The following is a 15,895-nucleotide window of genomic DNA, read 5'->3' as shown; positions in this document are numbered from 1 at the left end:
GTCCCGGGCCGTGGAGGCCGGACCGGCGGATCGCCCGGGCGTGCCACGGGTGCGCTTTGGCAGGCCAGCGTCCATACTGGGCGGAAGGGGCCGCCGTCGGAGCCGGTTGCGGCGTTCCCGCCAGCGAGGTTGCTGCCCACGCCTGGTGAACAGCCAGCCGGCCAGGAGGCCATGCATGCACGTGCCGCGCGGTTCGCTTCTCGCTGTCACCGGGTTCGTCGCCTCTCTGGCACTGACGTGTTGCACCGCAGGACCTCCCACGGACGAGTCTGCACCCCCGGCGCCCGGGCAGGGATCGGCCCCCGCCGGTTCGTCCATCCGGCCCGCAGAAGCCGCCCCGACCCTGTCCGTGTTGAAGGATGATCCCGAAGTGGTCGCCGAGGATCTGGAAGCGCCCTGGTCGGTGGTCTTCCGCGAGAAAACGGCCCTGATCAGTGAACGGGACTCGGGGCGCATCCTCGAATTGGGGGAGGACAGCGAAACCCGGGAGATCGGCGTCGTCCCCGGAGTGGTCCATGGCGGGGAAGGCGGGCTGCTGGGCTTGGCGATGCGCGGGACCGAACAGCTCTACGCCTATTCCACCGGGGCCGAGGGCAACCGGATCCAGCGTATCGAACTCATTGGCCAACCGGGGTCGCTGGCACTGGGCAGTGTCGAAACCCTGCTCGACGGGATTCCCGCCGGCACGAACCATAATGGCGGGCGGCTGGGGTTCGGCCCCGATAAGATGCTCTACGCCACCACCGGGGATACCGGCGACCGCTCATTGGCCCAGGACCGGGACAGCCTGGGCGGGAAGATCCTGCGGATGGAGCCCGACGGCGGAATCCCGGACTCGAACCCCTTCGAGGACTCCTACGTCTACAGCCTCGGGCACCGCAACCCGCAGGGGCTGGCCTGGGACGCCGTGGGCACGCTCTATGCCACCGAATTCGGGCAAAGCACCTGGGATGAGCTCAACGTGATCACCGCCGGGGCCAACTACGGCTGGCCGACGGTGGAAGGCATCGCCGACGAGGACGCTTTCACCGATCCCGTCCAGCAATGGCCTCCCGCCGAGGCCAGCCCCAGTGGGATGACCATCACCGCCGGGGCGATCTTCATCGCCAATCTGCGGGGGGCCGCCCTGCGGATGGTTCCGGTGTTTGAGGATGGAACCTCGACCGAACACTATGTGGGACAGTTCGGCCGGCTGCGCCAGGTGACGACCGCCCCGGACGGGGACCTCTGGATCCTGACCAACAACACTGACGGACGAGGCAGCCCCGGTCCCGAGGACGATCAGATCCTCAGGGTCGGGGTCCGCGGCAGCTGAGCCGGCTGACGGCGGCCCGGCGGAGGAAGACGGCTACGCGGTGGCTTCGCGGACCCGCGCCACGATGTGCTGGCGGGCGGCACGCCCGGTCGCCGTGGGCAGCAGCGGATACACGTGGAGCTGCCCCTGCTTTTCGACGTATTCGACGTCGACGCCGGCCCGGGCGGCGCGCTGTGCAAAGAGCCGGCCGTCGGGGTTGAGGATGTCTCGGGTTCCGGAGAAGAGCGTCACGGGGCCCAGACCCTCCAAGTCACCATTGAGCGGGCTGACCGTGGGGTCATCCACGTCCAGGGTGTCCCGCCACAGGTCGATGAAGACCTGGGTGCCCCGGGTGCCGAGCCACGGATCACTGGGCTGGACGGCAGCGATCTCGGGGTTCTTCATGGACAGGTCCACCGCCGGGGCGATGGCGATCGTCCGCGGCAGGGTCACCTGGTGCCGGTCGCGCAGGTGCAGGAGGGTCGACAGGACGATCTGGCCTCCTGCGGAGTCCCCGGCCAGGACGGTGGGTTCGGCGCTCTCCAGGCACTTCAGGACCTCGGTGGTGAAACCGTCGACGACCCTCCCGGCCGTGCCGAAGGGGACCAGTGGATAGATCAGCACATGGACGGTGGTCCGTGCCTCGGCGGCGATCTGCGCGGCGAGCTGCCAATGCTGGGGGGAGATCTCGTTGACCCATCCGCCGCCGTGGGCGTAGATGAGGTGCCCCCGGGCCCCGGGATTGCGGGGCCGCAGCGTGTAGGCGGGCCATCCGGCCGCGGTGCGCGCCACGGTGATGCCGACGTCGTTCCGCAGCCCCCGCGGTGGACCGTAGGGGGCCGGGCGGAGCGTGCCTTCGCGGACCCGTCGGTGGGCCGCGGCCTCCGAGATGAACTCTTCTCCGGCCTTCGTGGCCTTCAGGAAGACGGGGATGAGCGGCTCGGGAAGGATCATGGCTGGTTCCGTGTCCGATCGGTCGGTGGCTGGTCGGGGAGGTTGGCTTCGATCGCCGCGATGATTTCCGGGGCATCCGGTGTGGTCCGGGGACGGAAGCGCAGCCTCTGTCCGGAGGGTAGCAGGAGGAACTTCTCGAAGTTCCAGCGCACGCGTCCGGCCTTCCCGGTGGCGTCCTTCGTCTTCTTCAGCTCCGTATACAGCGGGTGCTCGTTCCGGCCGTTCACGCGGAGGCGGTCGAAGACCGGAAAGGTGATGCCGTACGTCGTCGAACAGTACTGGAGCACCGCCTCGTTGCTGCGCAGTTCCTGGAGGAACTGGTTGCTGGGGAAACCCAGGACGGTGAAACCGCGATCGGCATAGGTGCGGTGGAGTTCCTCGAGCTGCTCGTATTGTCCGGATAGTCCGCAGCGCGAGGCGACGTTGACCACCATGACCACCTGGCCCGCGTAGTCGTTGAGGGTCGTGGTGCGCTCATCCATCGTGGTCAGGGGAACCGTGGTCAGGTCCATATCCGGGCCAACCCCTGCGGGGCCTGGGACATTCCCCCTGGTACCTAATGCGAGGTCGGCATCACGCTGGCCAGATGCTTGACCACATCGCGCAGCGGGAACGCCGTGCCCGGATGCGCGTGGACCCGGGACCGTTGGGTCCTGGCCCGCTGCGGGTGGTCGGTGACGATTCCGGCGACGCCGTCGTAGAGGTATTTGCGGATGCGGTCCTCGCGGTTGACCGTCCACACATAGACGGGCAGATCCGCCGCGCGGGCCTGGTCCAGGAACTGCTTGGAATAGGAGGCCTGTTCCACGACCAGGAAATCGCAGTCCACGTCCGGGATCCCGCCGACGGTCATCGCGATGGTGTATCCCACGGACAGGTCGGGGCGCCGGGCCTTGAGCGATTCCACGAGGTCGGCATCCAGGGAATGGTAGATGTTGTCGTCCAGGGGTCCCACCGAGGCGAGTTCGGCGATGAAGCGGTCCAGGTAGTCGTCCGTTTCATGGCCGTGGACCTTGGGCTCGATGAGGAGCTTGATCCCCAACTGCCGGGCCCGGCGGACGTAGTCCAGCATCGAGGGGATGTGGTCGCTGAAGCCTCGGGCACTGACTGTGGTGGCTTCGGCCTCGGCCAGGGTCAGATCGTAGATGTCCACGTTGTGGCCGGTCAGGAGCAGCAGGTTCGTGTCATGGCTGGCGACGAAGTGTCCGTCCTTGGTCTGCTGGACGTCGACCTCCACCAGATCGGGGTCCTGGGTGGCCGCCGATTCCAAGGCGCCCAGGGTGTTCTCGACCCCGCCCCACACCCACCCGCGGTGGGCGATGACCAGGGGGTCGGAAGTCTGGGCCGGAGCGGCGGCCACCGCGGGGGCGCCCATGATGGCGATGGCCACCACCGCGGCGCCCGCCGTGGTGCGCAGCGCCAGCCGACGTCCCCCGAGGGGGAGTGCGGCACGGCCCGGCGACCGGTTGGCTTCGGCGGCGGGGCGGTCCACCGCCCCGGCGGGCGAGGCGGAGGCCCGGCCGGCCGGAACCCGCCGATCCACCCAGGCGAGCAACACCCGGATGAGCGCCACCGTGGCGATGACCATGAGCACGAAGTCCGCCGCCCGCGCCGCCCCCAGGCCCAGGGTGGCCACCAGATGGGAATCGGTGTCCAGCACGGCCCCGGGCAGGGTCGCGGCCCAGGCCACGGTGCGCGAGGGCAGATCGAAGGTCAGCACCGCGGCCAGTAGCGGGGCAGCGAGGATCGCCGGGAGGCGGAGGCGTGGGGTCCAGGTCGCCTGCCAGCTGGTGAGCATGGCCCGCAACGGGGTCAGCCCGCGGGTGACCAGCAGCGGGATGGTCGGCAACAGGCGCAGGTTCAGATACACCAGCGCGCTGATCATCGACAGGTACAAGCTGATGCTCAACGGTTTCTTGAGGTACTCGGCCGTGACGAACGGGGCGACCCCGATATCGCGGGTCAGCGGGGAGAGATCGGCCAACCCGCCCAGCGGCATGAGCAGGAAGACGTAGAGGGCCACCAGCGGGGCCTGCAGCCCCAGCGCCTTGCCGGTCGCACGCCAGGCCTGGCGTCCCGCCGTCGTTCCCGGATGCCGTGACCCGGCGCGGATCCTGCCCACCAGGGCGATGACCGAGGTGTATTGCAGGGCCAGTGCGCCCAAGGCGATGAACCCGATGGCCAGGAACAGCAACACCGACGGGGGACTATGCAGGATCCGCGGGAAGTTCCGGTCGGTCAGGTTCGGGGTCCCGGCCAGCGCCAATGCGTGGGTGAACAAGAACTTCACCAACGGCAGTACGAACACCAGGATGATGCCCTGCCAGAGCACGAGTACCCCGGCAGGGACCGACAGGCCCGTCAGGAACGCCCTGAGCCTCCCGGGCCGGGCGGTCGGGGCGGCATCGGTCCCGGCCGGTTGCTCATGCTGGTTGCGCTGGCCGATGGCGTCTTCCCCCTGTCCCTGCCTCGGTGGTTCCGGACCGCCACGGGCCGTGACGGGTTAAAAGATCCGTACCATTTTACCAATGCGGGGCGGGGGACCGGGTATCCGGTGCGTTCGGCGGGGTCGAGTCGCCGGGCCGGACGGGCCCGGGGGGGAGAGGCTACAGCAGGGATTTCAGGTAGGCGCGGTCGGCGGGATCCAGCGACGTGGCGAAGCTGGCCAGGCATCTGCGCCGGTCGTTGGTTTCGCCCAGCGCCCGGACCATATGGGCCGCGGAGAATTCACAACCGCTAAACGCGGCGGTGTAGGACCAGACCTGGCCGGTCAGTTCCCGGGTGGCCAATTGCTTCTCCACCAGATGCCCCAACACCGTGGCCACCGTGGTGTAGGCCGGATGCGGGGGTTCGCCGGTGGCCAGTTCCTCGAGGATGCTGCGCGTGGTGTGGGTCTGCTTGGTCTTCCACAGCACGTCCAGGACCCGGCGTTCCAGGGTGCCGACCCGGGGGGCCTCTCCGGGGTCGAAGGGCAGAAGGGGCTGCCGGGGCGATGCCCCGGGCTCGACGGCGGCCTCGCCGGTGGTGGTGGTGCTCATGCCTGGGTCCTTTCCGCTGTCTCCTGTAGGGCATCCGGTCGCGGGATCGACACCGGGCATTCGACCTGGCCCGAGAGCCGGTAGATCACGGCGCCGAAGGTCATGACCAGGGCCAGGGCGGCCATCCAGGGCTGCAGGGGCGCGAAGTAGGCCATTGCGCCGGAATACCCCAGGGCCAACAGGGCGATCTTATTGCAGACCGGGCAACCGATGGCGAACCAGGCCAGCAGCCCACCGGCCAACCCCCAACGCGAACCGCCGTCGGCCGAGGAGTCCTCCGGGGCCGGGGCGGCCCCGCGGGGACTGACATAGCTGCCCACCAACAGTCCGGAGAGCAGGGACGTGGCGATCCAGACCGGCCGGTCCCATGCCGTGGGGGCGATGTCGCGGCTGAAGAAGTCGTTGGGGATCAGGACGGTGGCCACGCCGAGCAGCACGCCGATGCCCAGGGCGCCGAGGGCGGCGATGATCCATTGCCGGGGCCCCCACCACCTCAGGGCGGTCGCGGCCAACGTGATGCGGCGTGTGAAGCCGATGCGCGGTCGTGCGGGGCGTGACATGGGTACTGGCTCCTGGGTGGTGTGTGATCTTCAACGGAAAACTTGATCGTCGCCGTTCTATCTACTATCAAGGATAGTAGAGATACTATGCAACATAGTAGCTAATCGATCGAAAGCAGCACCCCCATGTCTGAAACACCAATGCACGACGAACCGGCGACGCCGGGCCGCCGGAACGGCGGAGCCAGGAAACTGCCATGGGTGTGGATCATTCCGATCCCCGTGGCCCTCGTCATCGGTCTGTTGATCGGCATGCAATTGCCCTTCGGCAACGGAAGCCCCTCCGAACCGGCCCCGGCCGCCGCACCGCAGGAACAGCAACAGCAGCAACCACCCCAGCAGGAGCAGGCCCCGGGCGAGGACGTCGAGGTCCCGGACATGGCCCGCGTGGATCCGGAGGATCCCACCGCCGTGGGGGATGTGGATGCGCCGGTGGTCATGGTGGCCTACTCGGACTTCCAGTGTCCGTTCTGCGCCAAATGGACGGCCAACACCCTGCCGACCCTGATGGACAAGTACGTCGACGAGGGAAAGCTGCGCATTGAATGGCGGGACCTGGACATCTTCGGCGATGCGTCCCTGAAGGCCGCCGAAGCCGCCCAGGCGGCGGCCATGCAGGACGGCTACCTCGAATTCCACGAGGAGATGTCCAAGGACGGCAAGATCGCCGATGCCTCCGCCTTCGAGGACAAGAACCTGAAGGCCACCGCCGAGAAGCTCGGGATGGACGGCGATCAGCTCATCGAGGACATGAACGGGGTCCACGCCCCGGATGTGGTGCAGCAGAACATCGACGAGGCCATGGAGCTGGGCGTGACCAGCACCCCGTCCTTCCTGCTGAACAAGACCCCGTTCGTCGGCGCCCAGCCCACGGAGAACTTCATCGAGGCCATCGACAAGGAAATCAAGGCCGCTGAAAAGGACGAGAAGTAGATGGAGGCCGGACTGCTCTTTGCCTTCGTCGGGGGAGTGCTGGGGCTGTTCAGCCCCTGCAACGCCCTGCTGCTTCCGGCGTTCTTCGCCCATGCGGCCACCTCCACCCGCAGGCTCTCGGCCCTGGGGCTGGCCTTCCTGATCGGCATGCTGGCCACCCTGGTCCCGCTGGGCCTGGGCATCGGCTGGCTCGGGGGCACCATCGCGGTGGATCGCCGGGCCCTGATCGTCGTGGCCGCCTGGGTCATCATCACCCTGGGGGTCGTGCAGATCCTGGGCGGGGGATTCGATGTCGGCAAGCTGCTGCCCAGCCGGGCCCGGCGCAAGGGTCCAGCGACTCCGTCACTGGGTGGGGCCGTATTGCTGGGGACCGCCGCCGGGGTGGCCGGATTCTGTACCGGCCCCGTCCTGGGAGCGATCCTCACCCTCGTCCTGGCCCAGGGCAGTGCCCTCTCGGGAGGACTGCTGCTGGCCATATACGCCCTGGGCATGGTGATCCCCGTGCTGATCGTGGCCGGCATCATCCGTCGGACCGGGGTGTTCAAGGCCGGCTGGCTGCGCGGACGCACCGTGTATCTGGGCAGGTTCCGCTTCAACACCAACATGTTGATCGCCGGGGTGGTCACCGTGGCCGTCGGGGTCGTCATGTTGGCCACCGGCGGACTCGTCACCTCCAATGAACTGATCTCCGCCTCGGTGATGGACAAGGTCTCCGCCGCGGCCGGCTCCGTCGACCAGGCGCTGCCGGGCTGGGCCTGGCCGGCACTGTTGGGACTGGTGCTGTTGGGCTGGTGGATCCTGGCGGTCCGCCGTCACCTCAAGGCCGAAGACCCGGGGAACGGGCAGGACGCGGAGCACGACGCCGGCTCGCAGGACGCTGGTTCGGGCCAGTCGGGCGAACGGGCCACCAGCGGCGCGGGAACGGAGGCACCATGAACTCCCTGGTGCTGCACCTGGCCGGACCGGGGCAGGCGCCGTTCCCCGATCTGGCCACGGCCTTGAGGATCGCCGCCAACGCGCTGGCCGAATTGCCCGGCACCGAGGTGGAGATCGTGGTCCAGGGTCCGTCGGTGACCCGGCTGGCCGCCCCGGCGGAGGACTCGGCACGGATCACGGAGCTGCTCGGCACGGGACGGGTGGCGATCAGTGCCTGTGCCAACTCCCTGCGCTCGGCCGGGGTGGAGGTCTCGGAGCTGGCCCCCGGGGTCCGCGACGTGCCGGCAGCCATCGCCCAGCTGGCCCGCCGGCAGGGCGAGGGGGCCGCCTACGTCCGCATCTGAGGCAGCCCGGGCCCGACCCGCGATAGCATCGGTCCCGGGAGCCGGCACGTCAGTTCTCGGCGTCCGGGCGTCCGGCAACCGGCCGGCACCATAGACAGCGAGGCGGGGAGACGATGGCCACCGGGCAACGGGATCAACCAGGGCGCAAGGTCCCCCTCTGGCAAGCGGTCCAGGATCGGCTCAAGGAGCGGATCGACCGCGGGGAGTTCGTCGACGGCTTCCCCGGGGAAATGGCCCTGGCCGATGAATACGAGGTCAGCCGGTCCACCATCCGGGCCGCCCTGGCCCCGCTGCGTCGGGCCGGGCTGCTTTCGGCCCAACGCGGCAGGCAATCCTCGGTGGTCAACGTCGTGGACGAACAACGGTTCGGCCCCGTCTACAGCCTCTTTGCCGCCGTCGAGAACGCCGGGATGACCCAGCGCAGCGTCGTCGAGGTCGCCGAGCTGCGCCGCTCCGCCACGGCGGCGGCCCATCTGGGGTTGGCGGCCGATGCCGAACTCGTCTTCATCTCCCGTACCCGCTATGCGGACCGCGACGTCATCGCCGTGGACGACACTTGGCTGCCCGCCGACCTTGCCGCGTCGGTCCTGGAGGCCGATCTGAGACATACGGCCCTCTATGAGGTGCTGCGCCGCAGGTGCTCGATCACCCTCAGCGCCGGACATGAAACCCTGCACGCGTTGGCCTCCGACGGGGCCCAGTCGCGGCGCCTGGCCTGTCCCGAGGGGACCGCCGTCTTCTTCATCGAACGTCTCGGTCTGGCCGGGGAGCAGGCGGTGGAATGGCGCGAAACCCTCATCCGGGGAGACCGTTTCACCGTCACCACCTCCTATCCCTCGGCCCCCGCCGCCGCCCGCTGACCCCGCCGCCTCCCGGCGCGCCGACCACTGCCACCATCCGGGGGCTTCCCAGAACCGGCAAATGTACGTACATTAGGGCGTAGGGTGCTTCCCGCCGGGATCCGGCACCTCCCCGCCGCATGGACAGCTCCGGCGGGCAGCGCCGAACGAAGTGGAGACGTTTCATATGGGCCTGCACCATCGCATCCTGATCATCGGCGGCGGCAACGCCGGACTGAGCGTGGCCGCCCGGCTACGCCATGCCGGCCAGGACGACGTCGCCGTCATCGAACCGAACGACAAGCACTACTACCAACCGCTCTGGACCCTGGTCGGCGGTGGACGGGCCCCGGCGAAGGAATCGGTGAGGTCCCAGGCCTCGGTCATGCCCCAGGGGGTCGCCTGGATCAAGGACGCCGCCACGGGGGTCGACCCCGAGGCGAAGACCGTCACCCTCGCCTCCGGGACCACCGTCGGATATGACTATCTGGTGGTCTGCCCCGGCATCCAGCTGGACTGGGACAAGCTGCCCGGCCTGCCCGAGGCCCTGAAGACCCCCTCGGCCTCGAGCAACTACAGTTTCGAGCTGGCGCCCAAGACCTGGACCATGATCCGCGCCCTGCGCTCGGGCACCGCCGTGTTCACCATGCCGGCCGGGCCGATCAAATGCGCCGGAGCACCCCAGAAGATCGCCTACCTCGCCGCCGACTACTGGCGTGAACAGGGGGTCCTGGACGATATCCACATGGTCCTGGTCCTACCCACCCCGGGCATGTTCGGGGTCAAGGAATTCTCCGACGAACTCGACCGGGTCGTCGCCGACTACGGCATCGAGGTCCGCTTCAGCAGCGAAGCAACCTCCATCGACCCGGAGGCCAAAACCGTCTCGGTGCGCAACAACACCACCGGGACCGACGAGGAACTCGGCTACGACTTCCTCCACGCCGTCCCGCCGCAGTCCGCCCCGGACTGGTTGAAGAACAATGCCCTGGCCGACCCCCAGAACCCCGCCGGCTACGTGGAGATCGACAAGAACACGCTGCGCCACACCAGGTACCCGGAGGTCTTCGCCCTGGGCGATGCCGGCTCGAGCCCGAACTCCAAGACCGGGGCGGCCATCCGCAAACAGGCCCCCGTGGTGGTGGAGAACCTGTTGGCCGTCATGCGTGGGGCGACGCCGTCGGCCAGCTACGGCGGGTACGCCTCCTGCCCGCTGACCACCTCACGCCACACGATGCTGCTGGCCGAATTCGACTACAGCATGCGCCCGGCACCAAGCTTCCCGTTCATCGACACCACCCATGAACGCAAGGACATGTGGTACCTCAAACGCTACGGACTGCCCAACATGTATTGGAATCTCATCCTCAAGGGACGAGCCTGAACCCACGAGCGACTGCCTAAGGAGTACGCCATGTTCTTTGAACGCATCTACGACACCGATTTGGCACAGGCCAGCTACGTCATCGGCTGCCAGGGCAACGGGGAAGCAGTGGTCATCGACGCCCGCCGCGATACCGACGTCTACCACCGGATCGCCGCGGAGAACGGACTGAAGATCACCGCCGTGACCGAAACGCACGTGCACGCCGACTACCTCTCGGGCACCCGCGAACTGGCGGCCGATACCGGCGCCACCATGTATGTCTCCGGCGAGGGAGGACCCGACTGGCTCTATGACTTCGAGGCCACCGTGCTCACCGAGGGTGGCACCATCACCCTGGGCAACATCACCCTCACCGCCCTCCACACCCCCGGGCACACCCCCGAACATCTGACCTTCCTGGTCACCGACGGGGCCTTCTCGAAGGATCCCGGGTACGCGCTGACCGGTGACTTCGTCTTCTGCGGGGATCTGGGCCGCCCCGACCTGCTCGACGAGGCCGCCGGCGGCGTGGATACCCGCTTCATCGGGGCGAAGCAGATGTTCGCCAGCCTGCGGGACAAGTTCCTCACCCTGCCCGACCATGTCCAGGTCCACCCGGCCCACGGCGCCGGCAGCGCCTGCGGCAAGGCGCTGGGTGCCGTGCCCTCGAGCACCGTGGGCTATGAACGGCTCAACGCCTGGTGGGGCAAATACCTGGAGGCCGACGACGAGGAAGGCTTCGTCGCCGAACTGCTCGAGGGCCAGCCCGACGCCCCGGCCTACTTCGGGCGCATGAAGCGCCAGAACCTCGCCGGCCCCGCCGTCCTGGGCGAACGGAAGCCGCTTCAGGAGCTCGACGTGGACCAGGTCGCCGCCTCGCTGGACGCCCACGAGGTGACCTTCGTGGACACCCGGGCCCAGAGCGAGGTCCACCGGGGCACGGTCACCGGGTCGGTGAACATTCCGGCGATCAAATCCATGGCCACCTACGGGGCCTGGGCCATCGACCCCGAACGCGACGGCCGCCCGCTGGTCCTGCTGGCCGAGGGCCCCGAGGCCGCCCGGACGATGTGGGACCACCTGATCCGGGTGGGCATCGACGATGTCTCCGGTTACGTCACCAGCATCGAGGGCCTGCCCCGGCATACGCCGAAACTGGTCCAGCCGGGCGAGATCGCCGACTTCGACAAGGCGCTGCTGCTGGACGTCCGGGCCAAATCCGAGCACGAGGACGGCCACGTCCCCGGCTCGGAACAACTCCACGGCGGGAGGGTGTTGTGGAACCTGGAGAAGCTGCCCACCAGTGGAACCATCGTCACCTACTGCCAGAGTGGGGTGCGCAGTTCGGTGGTCGCCAGCACGCTGCGTCATGCCGGGTACGACGTCGTCGAGCTCGAGGGCAGCTATGCCGCCTGGGCCGAACAGTACGCCAGGTAGCCGGCGGTGATCGGTGCCGCACTGGTCTTCGGGCTGATCGTCGGCGGGCTGCTGGGGCTCGTCGGCGGGGGAGGGTCCATCCTGGCGGTTCCGGCACTGGTCTATGGGGTGGGGATGCCACTCTCGGCGGCCATCCCCAGCTCGCTGGTGGTCGTGGGGGCCTCCTCGACCATGGCGGTGCTGCCCCGGATACGACGCGATGTGGACTGGCGGCTGGCGCTGGTCATCGGGGTCACCGGCGGGGCGACGGCCTTCGCCGGCACCGCGGTGAACTCGCTGATGGATCAGCAGGTGCTGCTGATCGTCTTCGCGGCGATCATGGTGCTGGCCGGCATCCGGATGCTGTTGCCCGTCGGTTCCCGGGCCGGCCATGACATAGCCGCCGACGGAACCATCATCTGGCGTCGCCGCCTACCCAAGGCGGTGGCCACCGGTATCGTCGTCGGATTCCTGACCGGTCTGCTCGGGGTCGGCGGAGGGTTCCTCATCGTCCCGGCCCTGGCATTGGTCCTGGGTCTACCCATGACCACGGCGGTGGGGACCTCGCTGGTCATCGTGGTGGTCAACTCCCTGGGCGGATTCATCTCCCATATCGGGAACCTGGACCTGGACTGGGCGCTGACCGGGGCCTTCGCCGGAACCGCCATGGTGGCGTCCTATATTGCCGGGCATATCGGGCGCTCGCTGCCCGAACGGGTGCTCAAACGAGGCTTCGCCTCGCTGGTCTTCGTGGTCGCCGCCTATGTGGTGGCCCGGGTGGTCCTGGCCTTCTAGCCGGTGGGGCCGGGACCCTCCGACGGGCTTGTGGGGCCCGGGCTGCGTAGACTGGCCTGCATGTCGGTTACTGAATTGTCGGACAGCGCCCAAAACCATCTCAAAGCCGTCTGGAGCCTCTCGGAGTGGACCAGCGAACCGGTCACCACCAAGGACATCGCCGAAAAAACCGGCTTGCGGATCTCCACGGTCTCCGATGCCGTGCGCAAACTCGCCGAGCAGGGCTACCTGGACCATGCCAAATACGGCACCGTTGAACTCACCGAAACCGGTCGCACCCACGCGGTGGCGATGGTCCGCCGCCACCGGCTGATCGAATCCTTCCTGGTCGACATCCTGGGCTACGGCTGGGAACAGGTCCACGACGAGGCCGAAGTCCTCGAGCATGCCGTCTCGGACTTCATGATCGAACGCATCGACACCATCCTGGAGCACCCCACGCGCGACCCGCACGGGGATCCCATCCCCGCGGCGGACGGCACCGTGGAGGTGCCCGACGCCGTCCAGCTCACCGGCGTCGAACCCGGAACCGTCGTGGTGGTCGAGCGGATCTCCGACTCCGACAGCGAACTGCTGGGCTACTTCAGGGACCGGGACATCATCTGTGGTGTGCGGTTGACCGTGGGCGCCGGCGAACCGTATTCGGGCACACTCGAAGTGCAGATCGACGGCTCCGACCAGCCGCCGTTGAGCCTGGGGAAGACGGCCAGCGACGCCCTCTTCGTCTCGGTCGCCGGCCGCTAGGGAACAGAAGCAAAAAACTGCCCGCCCGGTTCAACCGGGCGGGCAGTTTTTTGCCGTTCCCCCTCAGGCTGCGGTGGTGAGCAGGCGCTTGCGCCGCTGCGCCGCCCACCGCTTACCCAGCAGTCCGTGGCGGGGGCCGAACAGGTAGACCACTGTGAAGGCGGCGCCCTGGGACAGGACCACCATGGCTCCCGAGGCGGTGTCGAGGTAGTAGCTCACATACAGCCCGGCCACGGCGCAGACCACCGAGATGATCGGGGCGATCACCAGCATCCGGGAGAACCGGTCGGTGAGCAGGTAGGCCGTGGCCCCGGGGATGATGAGCATGGCCACCACCAGCACCACGCCGACCGCCTGCAGCGCCACGACGCAGGTCAACGCGAGCAGACCCAACAGACCCGCTCCGAGCAGGCGCGGGTTCAGCCCGATCGCCTGGGCGTGGGTGGGATCGAAGGCGTAGAGGGTGAAATCGCGGCGCTTGAGCAGCAGGACCGCCAGGGTGATGGCCCCCAGGATGCCCACCTGCCACAGCTCCGCCCGGGAGACCCCGAGCAGGTTGCCGAAGATGATGTGGTTCAGGTCGGTCTGGGAGGGGGTGACGGAAATCAGTGCCAGACCCAGCGCGAAGAGCGTGGTGAACACGATCCCGATCGCGGCATCCTCCTTGACCCGGCTGGTGTCACGCACCACCCCGATCAGGGCGACGGCCAGGAACCCGAAGACGATGGCCCCCAGAGCGAAGGGCGCCCCGACGACGTAGGCCAGCACGACCCCGGGAAGCACCGCATGGGACACGGCATCGCCCATCAGGGACCAGCCCACCAGCACCAGCCAGCAGGAGAGCACGGCGCAGACGACCGAGGCGATGATGGTGGTGGCCAGGGCACGGACCATGAAGTCGTAGCTGAGTGGTTCGGCGAAGAGCTCGATGAGGTTCATGCCAGCACCTCCCGGTCCATGACGTCCAGGCCGAAGGCGCGGGCCAGGTTCTCGGGTTGGAGGACTTCGTCGGGGGAGGCGTGCATCAACACCTTGCGCATCAGCAGCACGGCCTCGTCGGCCAGGGCCGGCAGGGCGTGGAGGTCGTGGGTGGAGACCAGGACGGTGGCGCCGTCGGCGGCGAGCCCGCGCAACAGGGACGTGATGGTGGCCTCCGTGCGCTTATCGACGCCGGCGAACGGCTCGTCCAACAACAGGATGGTGGCACCCTGGGCGATCCCTCGGGCCACGAAGGCCCGCTTCTTCTGTCCTCCGGAGAGTTGGCCGATCTGCCGGTCGGCGAATTCGGTCAGTTCCACCCGTTCCAGGGCGTCCGCCACGGCGGCTCGGTCGGCCGGGCGTGGCCGGCGGGTGAAGCCCATCTGGGCGTAGCGGCCCATCATCACCACATCGCGGACGGACACCGGGAAGGCCCAGTCGACCTCCTCGCTCTGCGGGACGTAGCCGATGGTGCCCGCCTTGCGGGCGGCGGCCGGGGCCCCGCCGTTGATCTTCACGGTTCCCTGGTCCGGGGTCACCGAACCCATGATCGTCTTGAACAGCGTGGACTTGCCCGAGCCGTTCATGCCGACCAGTCCGCAGATGCGGCCGGGCTGCAAGCTCACGCTGGCGTGGTCCAGGGCCAGGACATCGCCGTAGTGGACGGTGGCCTCGCGCACGTCGATCGCGGCGGTCATGAGTTGGCTCCGGTCAACGCGTCGGAAATGGTCTCCGAGTCATGGCGCAGCAGATCCAGATAGGTCGGGACCGGTCCGTCGGCGGTGGAGAGCGAGTCGACGTACAGGGTTCCGCCGAAGTCAGCGTCGGTGGCCTCGACGATCTGCTGCATCGGGGCATCGGAGACCGTGGATTCGCAGAACACCGCGGGGACCTGCTGGTCCTTCACGAATTCGATGGCCGCGGCGATCTGGCTGGGCCGGGCCTGCTGCTCGGCGTTGACCGCCCAGATGTACTGCTCGGTCAGTCCGGCGTCGCGGGCCAGATAGGAGAAGGCGCCTTCGCAGGTGACCAGCGCCCGTTCATTCTTCGGCAACGTGGACAGATCGGCTTCCAGATCGTCACCGACCTGCTGGATCTCCTTCTTGTATTCCGCGGCGTTGGCCAGGAAATCCTCGGCATGCTCGGGGGCGAGTTCACCGAAGGCCTTCGCCATGTTGTCGACGTAGAGCTTGGCGTTGTCCGGGCTCATCCAGGCGTGTGGGTTGGGCAATCCGGCCTGCTCGTCCTCGCTGATGTCGATGACGTCCACGCCTTCGCTGGCCACGATGTGGGGGACGTCCAGGTGGTCCACGAACTTCTCGAACCACGCTTCGAGGTTCATCCCGTTATCCACGATCAGATCGGCCTTCGAGGCCTTCTTGATGTCCCCGGGGGTCGGCTCGTAGCCGTGGATCTCCGCACCCGGCTTGGTGATCGACTCCACCTGGAGGTGGTCTCCGGCGACATTGGTGGCCAGATCCGACAGGACGGTGAAGGTCGTCAGGACCACGGGCAGGTCGGAGTCGTCGTCGGTACCGGTGGACGAGGCTGCTGCGCTGCAGCTCGTCAGGCCCAGGGCCGCAGCCAGCAGGGCAGCAGCGGCAACGGGGCGACGCCTAGCGTTTTTTGGCCAGGGAAAGTGAGGGATGTGCATATCTGTACTTTACGATCAAGCACCCAGAAAACAAAAGTTCGGGT

General features: G+C 68.0%; 17 protein-coding genes. 9 read left to right on the top strand and 8 right to left on the bottom strand.

Going from position 1 to position 15,895, the window contains the following annotated elements; genetic code table 11:
* The first annotated feature begins 175 nt into the window (after positions 1-175).
* Positions 176-1,315, top strand: a complete 1,140-nt coding sequence (locus ACT3UE_RS06555) for a PQQ-dependent sugar dehydrogenase (protein ID WP_444554995.1) — start codon at positions 176-178, stop codon at positions 1,313-1,315.
* A gap of 33 nt (positions 1,316-1,348) precedes the next feature.
* Here ACT3UE_RS06555 and ACT3UE_RS06550 read toward each other — a convergent pair whose 3' ends face one another.
* The 5 genes from ACT3UE_RS06550 to ACT3UE_RS06530 form a co-directional block, all read right to left on the bottom strand.
* Entirely contained in the window at positions 1,349-2,248 is a 900-nt protein-coding gene (locus ACT3UE_RS06550; RefSeq protein WP_444554996.1) for an alpha/beta hydrolase fold domain-containing protein, read from the bottom strand.
* A complete protein-coding gene (locus ACT3UE_RS06545) occupies positions 2,245-2,760 on the bottom strand; it encodes a glutathione peroxidase (RefSeq protein ID WP_444554997.1) in 516 nt (171 codons plus the stop codon). Before ACT3UE_RS06545 ends, ACT3UE_RS06550 begins: the two co-directional genes overlap by 4 nt.
* Before the next feature lie 44 nt (positions 2,761-2,804).
* Positions 2,805-4,580, bottom strand: a complete 1,776-nt coding sequence (locus ACT3UE_RS06540; protein ID WP_444566455.1) for a glycerophosphoryl diester phosphodiesterase membrane domain-containing protein — start codon at positions 4,578-4,580, stop codon at positions 2,805-2,807.
* 274 nt (positions 4,581-4,854) lie between these two features.
* Positions 4,855-5,286, bottom strand: coding sequence for a BlaI/MecI/CopY family transcriptional regulator (locus tag ACT3UE_RS06535; protein ID WP_444566454.1), 432 nt, complete (start codon positions 5,284-5,286; stop codon positions 4,855-4,857).
* On the bottom strand, positions 5,283-5,846 hold the full coding sequence (locus ACT3UE_RS06530) for a hypothetical protein (protein WP_444566453.1): 564 nt from the start codon (positions 5,844-5,846) through the stop codon (positions 5,283-5,285). Before ACT3UE_RS06530 ends, ACT3UE_RS06535 begins: the two co-directional genes overlap by 4 nt.
* A gap of 126 nt (positions 5,847-5,972) precedes the next feature.
* On the opposite strand from ACT3UE_RS06530, the gene ACT3UE_RS06525 reads away from it, so the two are divergent.
* The 8 genes from ACT3UE_RS06525 (at position 5,973) to ACT3UE_RS06490 (ending at position 13,219) form a co-directional block, all read left to right on the top strand.
* Positions 5,973-6,779 carry a thioredoxin domain-containing protein gene (locus ACT3UE_RS06525; protein ID WP_444555001.1) on the top strand — a complete coding sequence of 269 codons (807 nt, stop codon included), beginning with the start codon at positions 5,973-5,975 and terminating at the stop codon, positions 6,777-6,779.
* Positions 6,780-7,715: a cytochrome c biogenesis CcdA family protein gene (locus ACT3UE_RS06520; RefSeq protein WP_444566452.1), complete on the top strand. Its 936-nt coding sequence runs from the start codon at positions 6,780-6,782 to the stop codon at positions 7,713-7,715.
* Positions 7,712-8,059 carry a DsrE family protein gene (locus ACT3UE_RS06515; RefSeq protein WP_444555003.1) on the top strand — a complete coding sequence of 116 codons (348 nt, stop codon included), beginning with the start codon at positions 7,712-7,714 and terminating at the stop codon, positions 8,057-8,059. The genes ACT3UE_RS06520 and ACT3UE_RS06515 overlap by 4 nt, the downstream gene beginning before the upstream one ends.
* 113 nt (positions 8,060-8,172) lie before the next feature.
* Positions 8,173-8,919 carry a GntR family transcriptional regulator gene (locus ACT3UE_RS06510; RefSeq protein WP_444566451.1) on the top strand — a complete coding sequence of 249 codons (747 nt, stop codon included), beginning with the start codon at positions 8,173-8,175 and terminating at the stop codon, positions 8,917-8,919.
* Positions 8,920-9,085: 166 nt separating this feature from the next.
* Complete coding sequence (locus ACT3UE_RS06505) at positions 9,086-10,282, top strand: FAD-dependent oxidoreductase (protein ID WP_444566450.1); 1,197 nt, start codon at positions 9,086-9,088, stop codon at positions 10,280-10,282.
* Positions 10,283-10,312: 30 nt separating this feature from the next.
* Positions 10,313-11,701 carry an MBL fold metallo-hydrolase gene (locus ACT3UE_RS06500; protein ID WP_444566449.1) on the top strand — a complete coding sequence of 463 codons (1,389 nt, stop codon included), beginning with the start codon at positions 10,313-10,315 and terminating at the stop codon, positions 11,699-11,701.
* Positions 11,702-11,707: 6 nt separating this feature from the next.
* A complete protein-coding gene (locus ACT3UE_RS06495) occupies positions 11,708-12,475 on the top strand; it encodes a sulfite exporter TauE/SafE family protein (protein WP_444566448.1) in 768 nt (255 codons plus the stop codon).
* Positions 12,476-12,535: 60 nt separating this feature from the next.
* Positions 12,536-13,219: a metal-dependent transcriptional regulator gene (locus ACT3UE_RS06490; RefSeq protein ID WP_444555008.1), complete on the top strand. Its 684-nt coding sequence runs from the start codon at positions 12,536-12,538 to the stop codon at positions 13,217-13,219.
* Between the two features lie 63 nt (positions 13,220-13,282).
* Here ACT3UE_RS06490 and ACT3UE_RS06485 read toward each other — a convergent pair whose 3' ends face one another.
* Genes ACT3UE_RS06485 through ACT3UE_RS06475 form a run of 3 tightly spaced genes read right to left on the bottom strand, consistent with a single transcriptional unit; the run spans position 13,283 to position 15,851 of the window.
* On the bottom strand, positions 13,283-14,158 hold the full coding sequence (locus tag ACT3UE_RS06485; protein WP_444555009.1) for a metal ABC transporter permease: 876 nt from the start codon (positions 14,156-14,158) through the stop codon (positions 13,283-13,285).
* Entirely contained in the window at positions 14,155-14,895 is a 741-nt protein-coding gene (locus ACT3UE_RS06480; RefSeq protein ID WP_444566447.1) for a metal ABC transporter ATP-binding protein, read from the bottom strand. Before ACT3UE_RS06480 ends, ACT3UE_RS06485 begins: the two co-directional genes overlap by 4 nt.
* The gene (locus ACT3UE_RS06475) at positions 14,892-15,851 is read right to left on the bottom strand and encodes a metal ABC transporter substrate-binding protein (protein WP_444566446.1); all 960 of its coding nucleotides are present in this window, start codon (positions 15,849-15,851) and stop codon (positions 14,892-14,894) included. The genes ACT3UE_RS06480 and ACT3UE_RS06475 overlap by 4 nt, the downstream gene beginning before the upstream one ends.
* Positions 15,852-15,895: the final 44 nt, after the last annotated feature.

Origin of the sequence: Arthrobacter sp. 179 (genome assembly GCF_052379645.1) — a bacterium.
In the GTDB taxonomy this organism is placed as follows: domain Bacteria; phylum Actinomycetota; class Actinomycetes; order Actinomycetales; family Micrococcaceae; genus Arthrobacter_H.
The sequence above is the reverse complement of the archived record's forward strand: the minus strand, read 5'-3'. Positions and strand labels throughout refer to the sequence as shown.

What these genes read in the sequence shown, in the direction of transcription:
- ACT3UE_RS06545 (WP_444554997.1), bottom strand. Translation starts at nt 2,760, where the DNA reads ATGGACCTGACCACGGTTCCCCTGACCACGATGGATGAGCGCACCACG.
- ACT3UE_RS06550 (WP_444554996.1), bottom strand. Translation starts at nt 2,248, where the DNA reads ATGATCCTTCCCGAGCCGCTCATCCCCGTCTTCCTGAAGGCCACGAAG.
- ACT3UE_RS06475 (WP_444566446.1), bottom strand. Translation starts at nt 15,851, where the DNA reads ATGCACATCCCTCACTTTCCCTGGCCAAAAAACGCTAGGCGTCGCCCC.
- ACT3UE_RS06515 (WP_444555003.1), top strand. Translation starts at nt 7,712, where the DNA reads ATGAACTCCCTGGTGCTGCACCTGGCCGGACCGGGGCAGGCGCCGTTC.
- ACT3UE_RS06500 (WP_444566449.1), top strand. Translation starts at nt 10,313, where the DNA reads ATGTTCTTTGAACGCATCTACGACACCGATTTGGCACAGGCCAGCTAC.
- ACT3UE_RS06480 (WP_444566447.1), bottom strand. Translation starts at nt 14,895, where the DNA reads ATGACCGCCGCGATCGACGTGCGCGAGGCCACCGTCCACTACGGCGAT.
- ACT3UE_RS06505 (WP_444566450.1), top strand. Translation starts at nt 9,086, where the DNA reads ATGGGCCTGCACCATCGCATCCTGATCATCGGCGGCGGCAACGCCGGA.
- ACT3UE_RS06535 (WP_444566454.1), bottom strand. Translation starts at nt 5,286, where the DNA reads ATGAGCACCACCACCACCGGCGAGGCCGCCGTCGAGCCCGGGGCATCG.
- ACT3UE_RS06485 (WP_444555009.1), bottom strand. Translation starts at nt 14,158, where the DNA reads ATGAACCTCATCGAGCTCTTCGCCGAACCACTCAGCTACGACTTCATG.
- ACT3UE_RS06510 (WP_444566451.1), top strand. Translation starts at nt 8,173, where the DNA reads ATGGCCACCGGGCAACGGGATCAACCAGGGCGCAAGGTCCCCCTCTGG.
- ACT3UE_RS06530 (WP_444566453.1), bottom strand. Translation starts at nt 5,846, where the DNA reads ATGTCACGCCCCGCACGACCGCGCATCGGCTTCACACGCCGCATCACG.
- ACT3UE_RS06555 (WP_444554995.1), top strand. Translation starts at nt 176, where the DNA reads ATGCACGTGCCGCGCGGTTCGCTTCTCGCTGTCACCGGGTTCGTCGCC.
- ACT3UE_RS06520 (WP_444566452.1), top strand. Translation starts at nt 6,780, where the DNA reads ATGGAGGCCGGACTGCTCTTTGCCTTCGTCGGGGGAGTGCTGGGGCTG.
- ACT3UE_RS06490 (WP_444555008.1), top strand. Translation starts at nt 12,536, where the DNA reads ATGTCGGTTACTGAATTGTCGGACAGCGCCCAAAACCATCTCAAAGCC.
- ACT3UE_RS06525 (WP_444555001.1), top strand. Translation starts at nt 5,973, where the DNA reads ATGTCTGAAACACCAATGCACGACGAACCGGCGACGCCGGGCCGCCGG.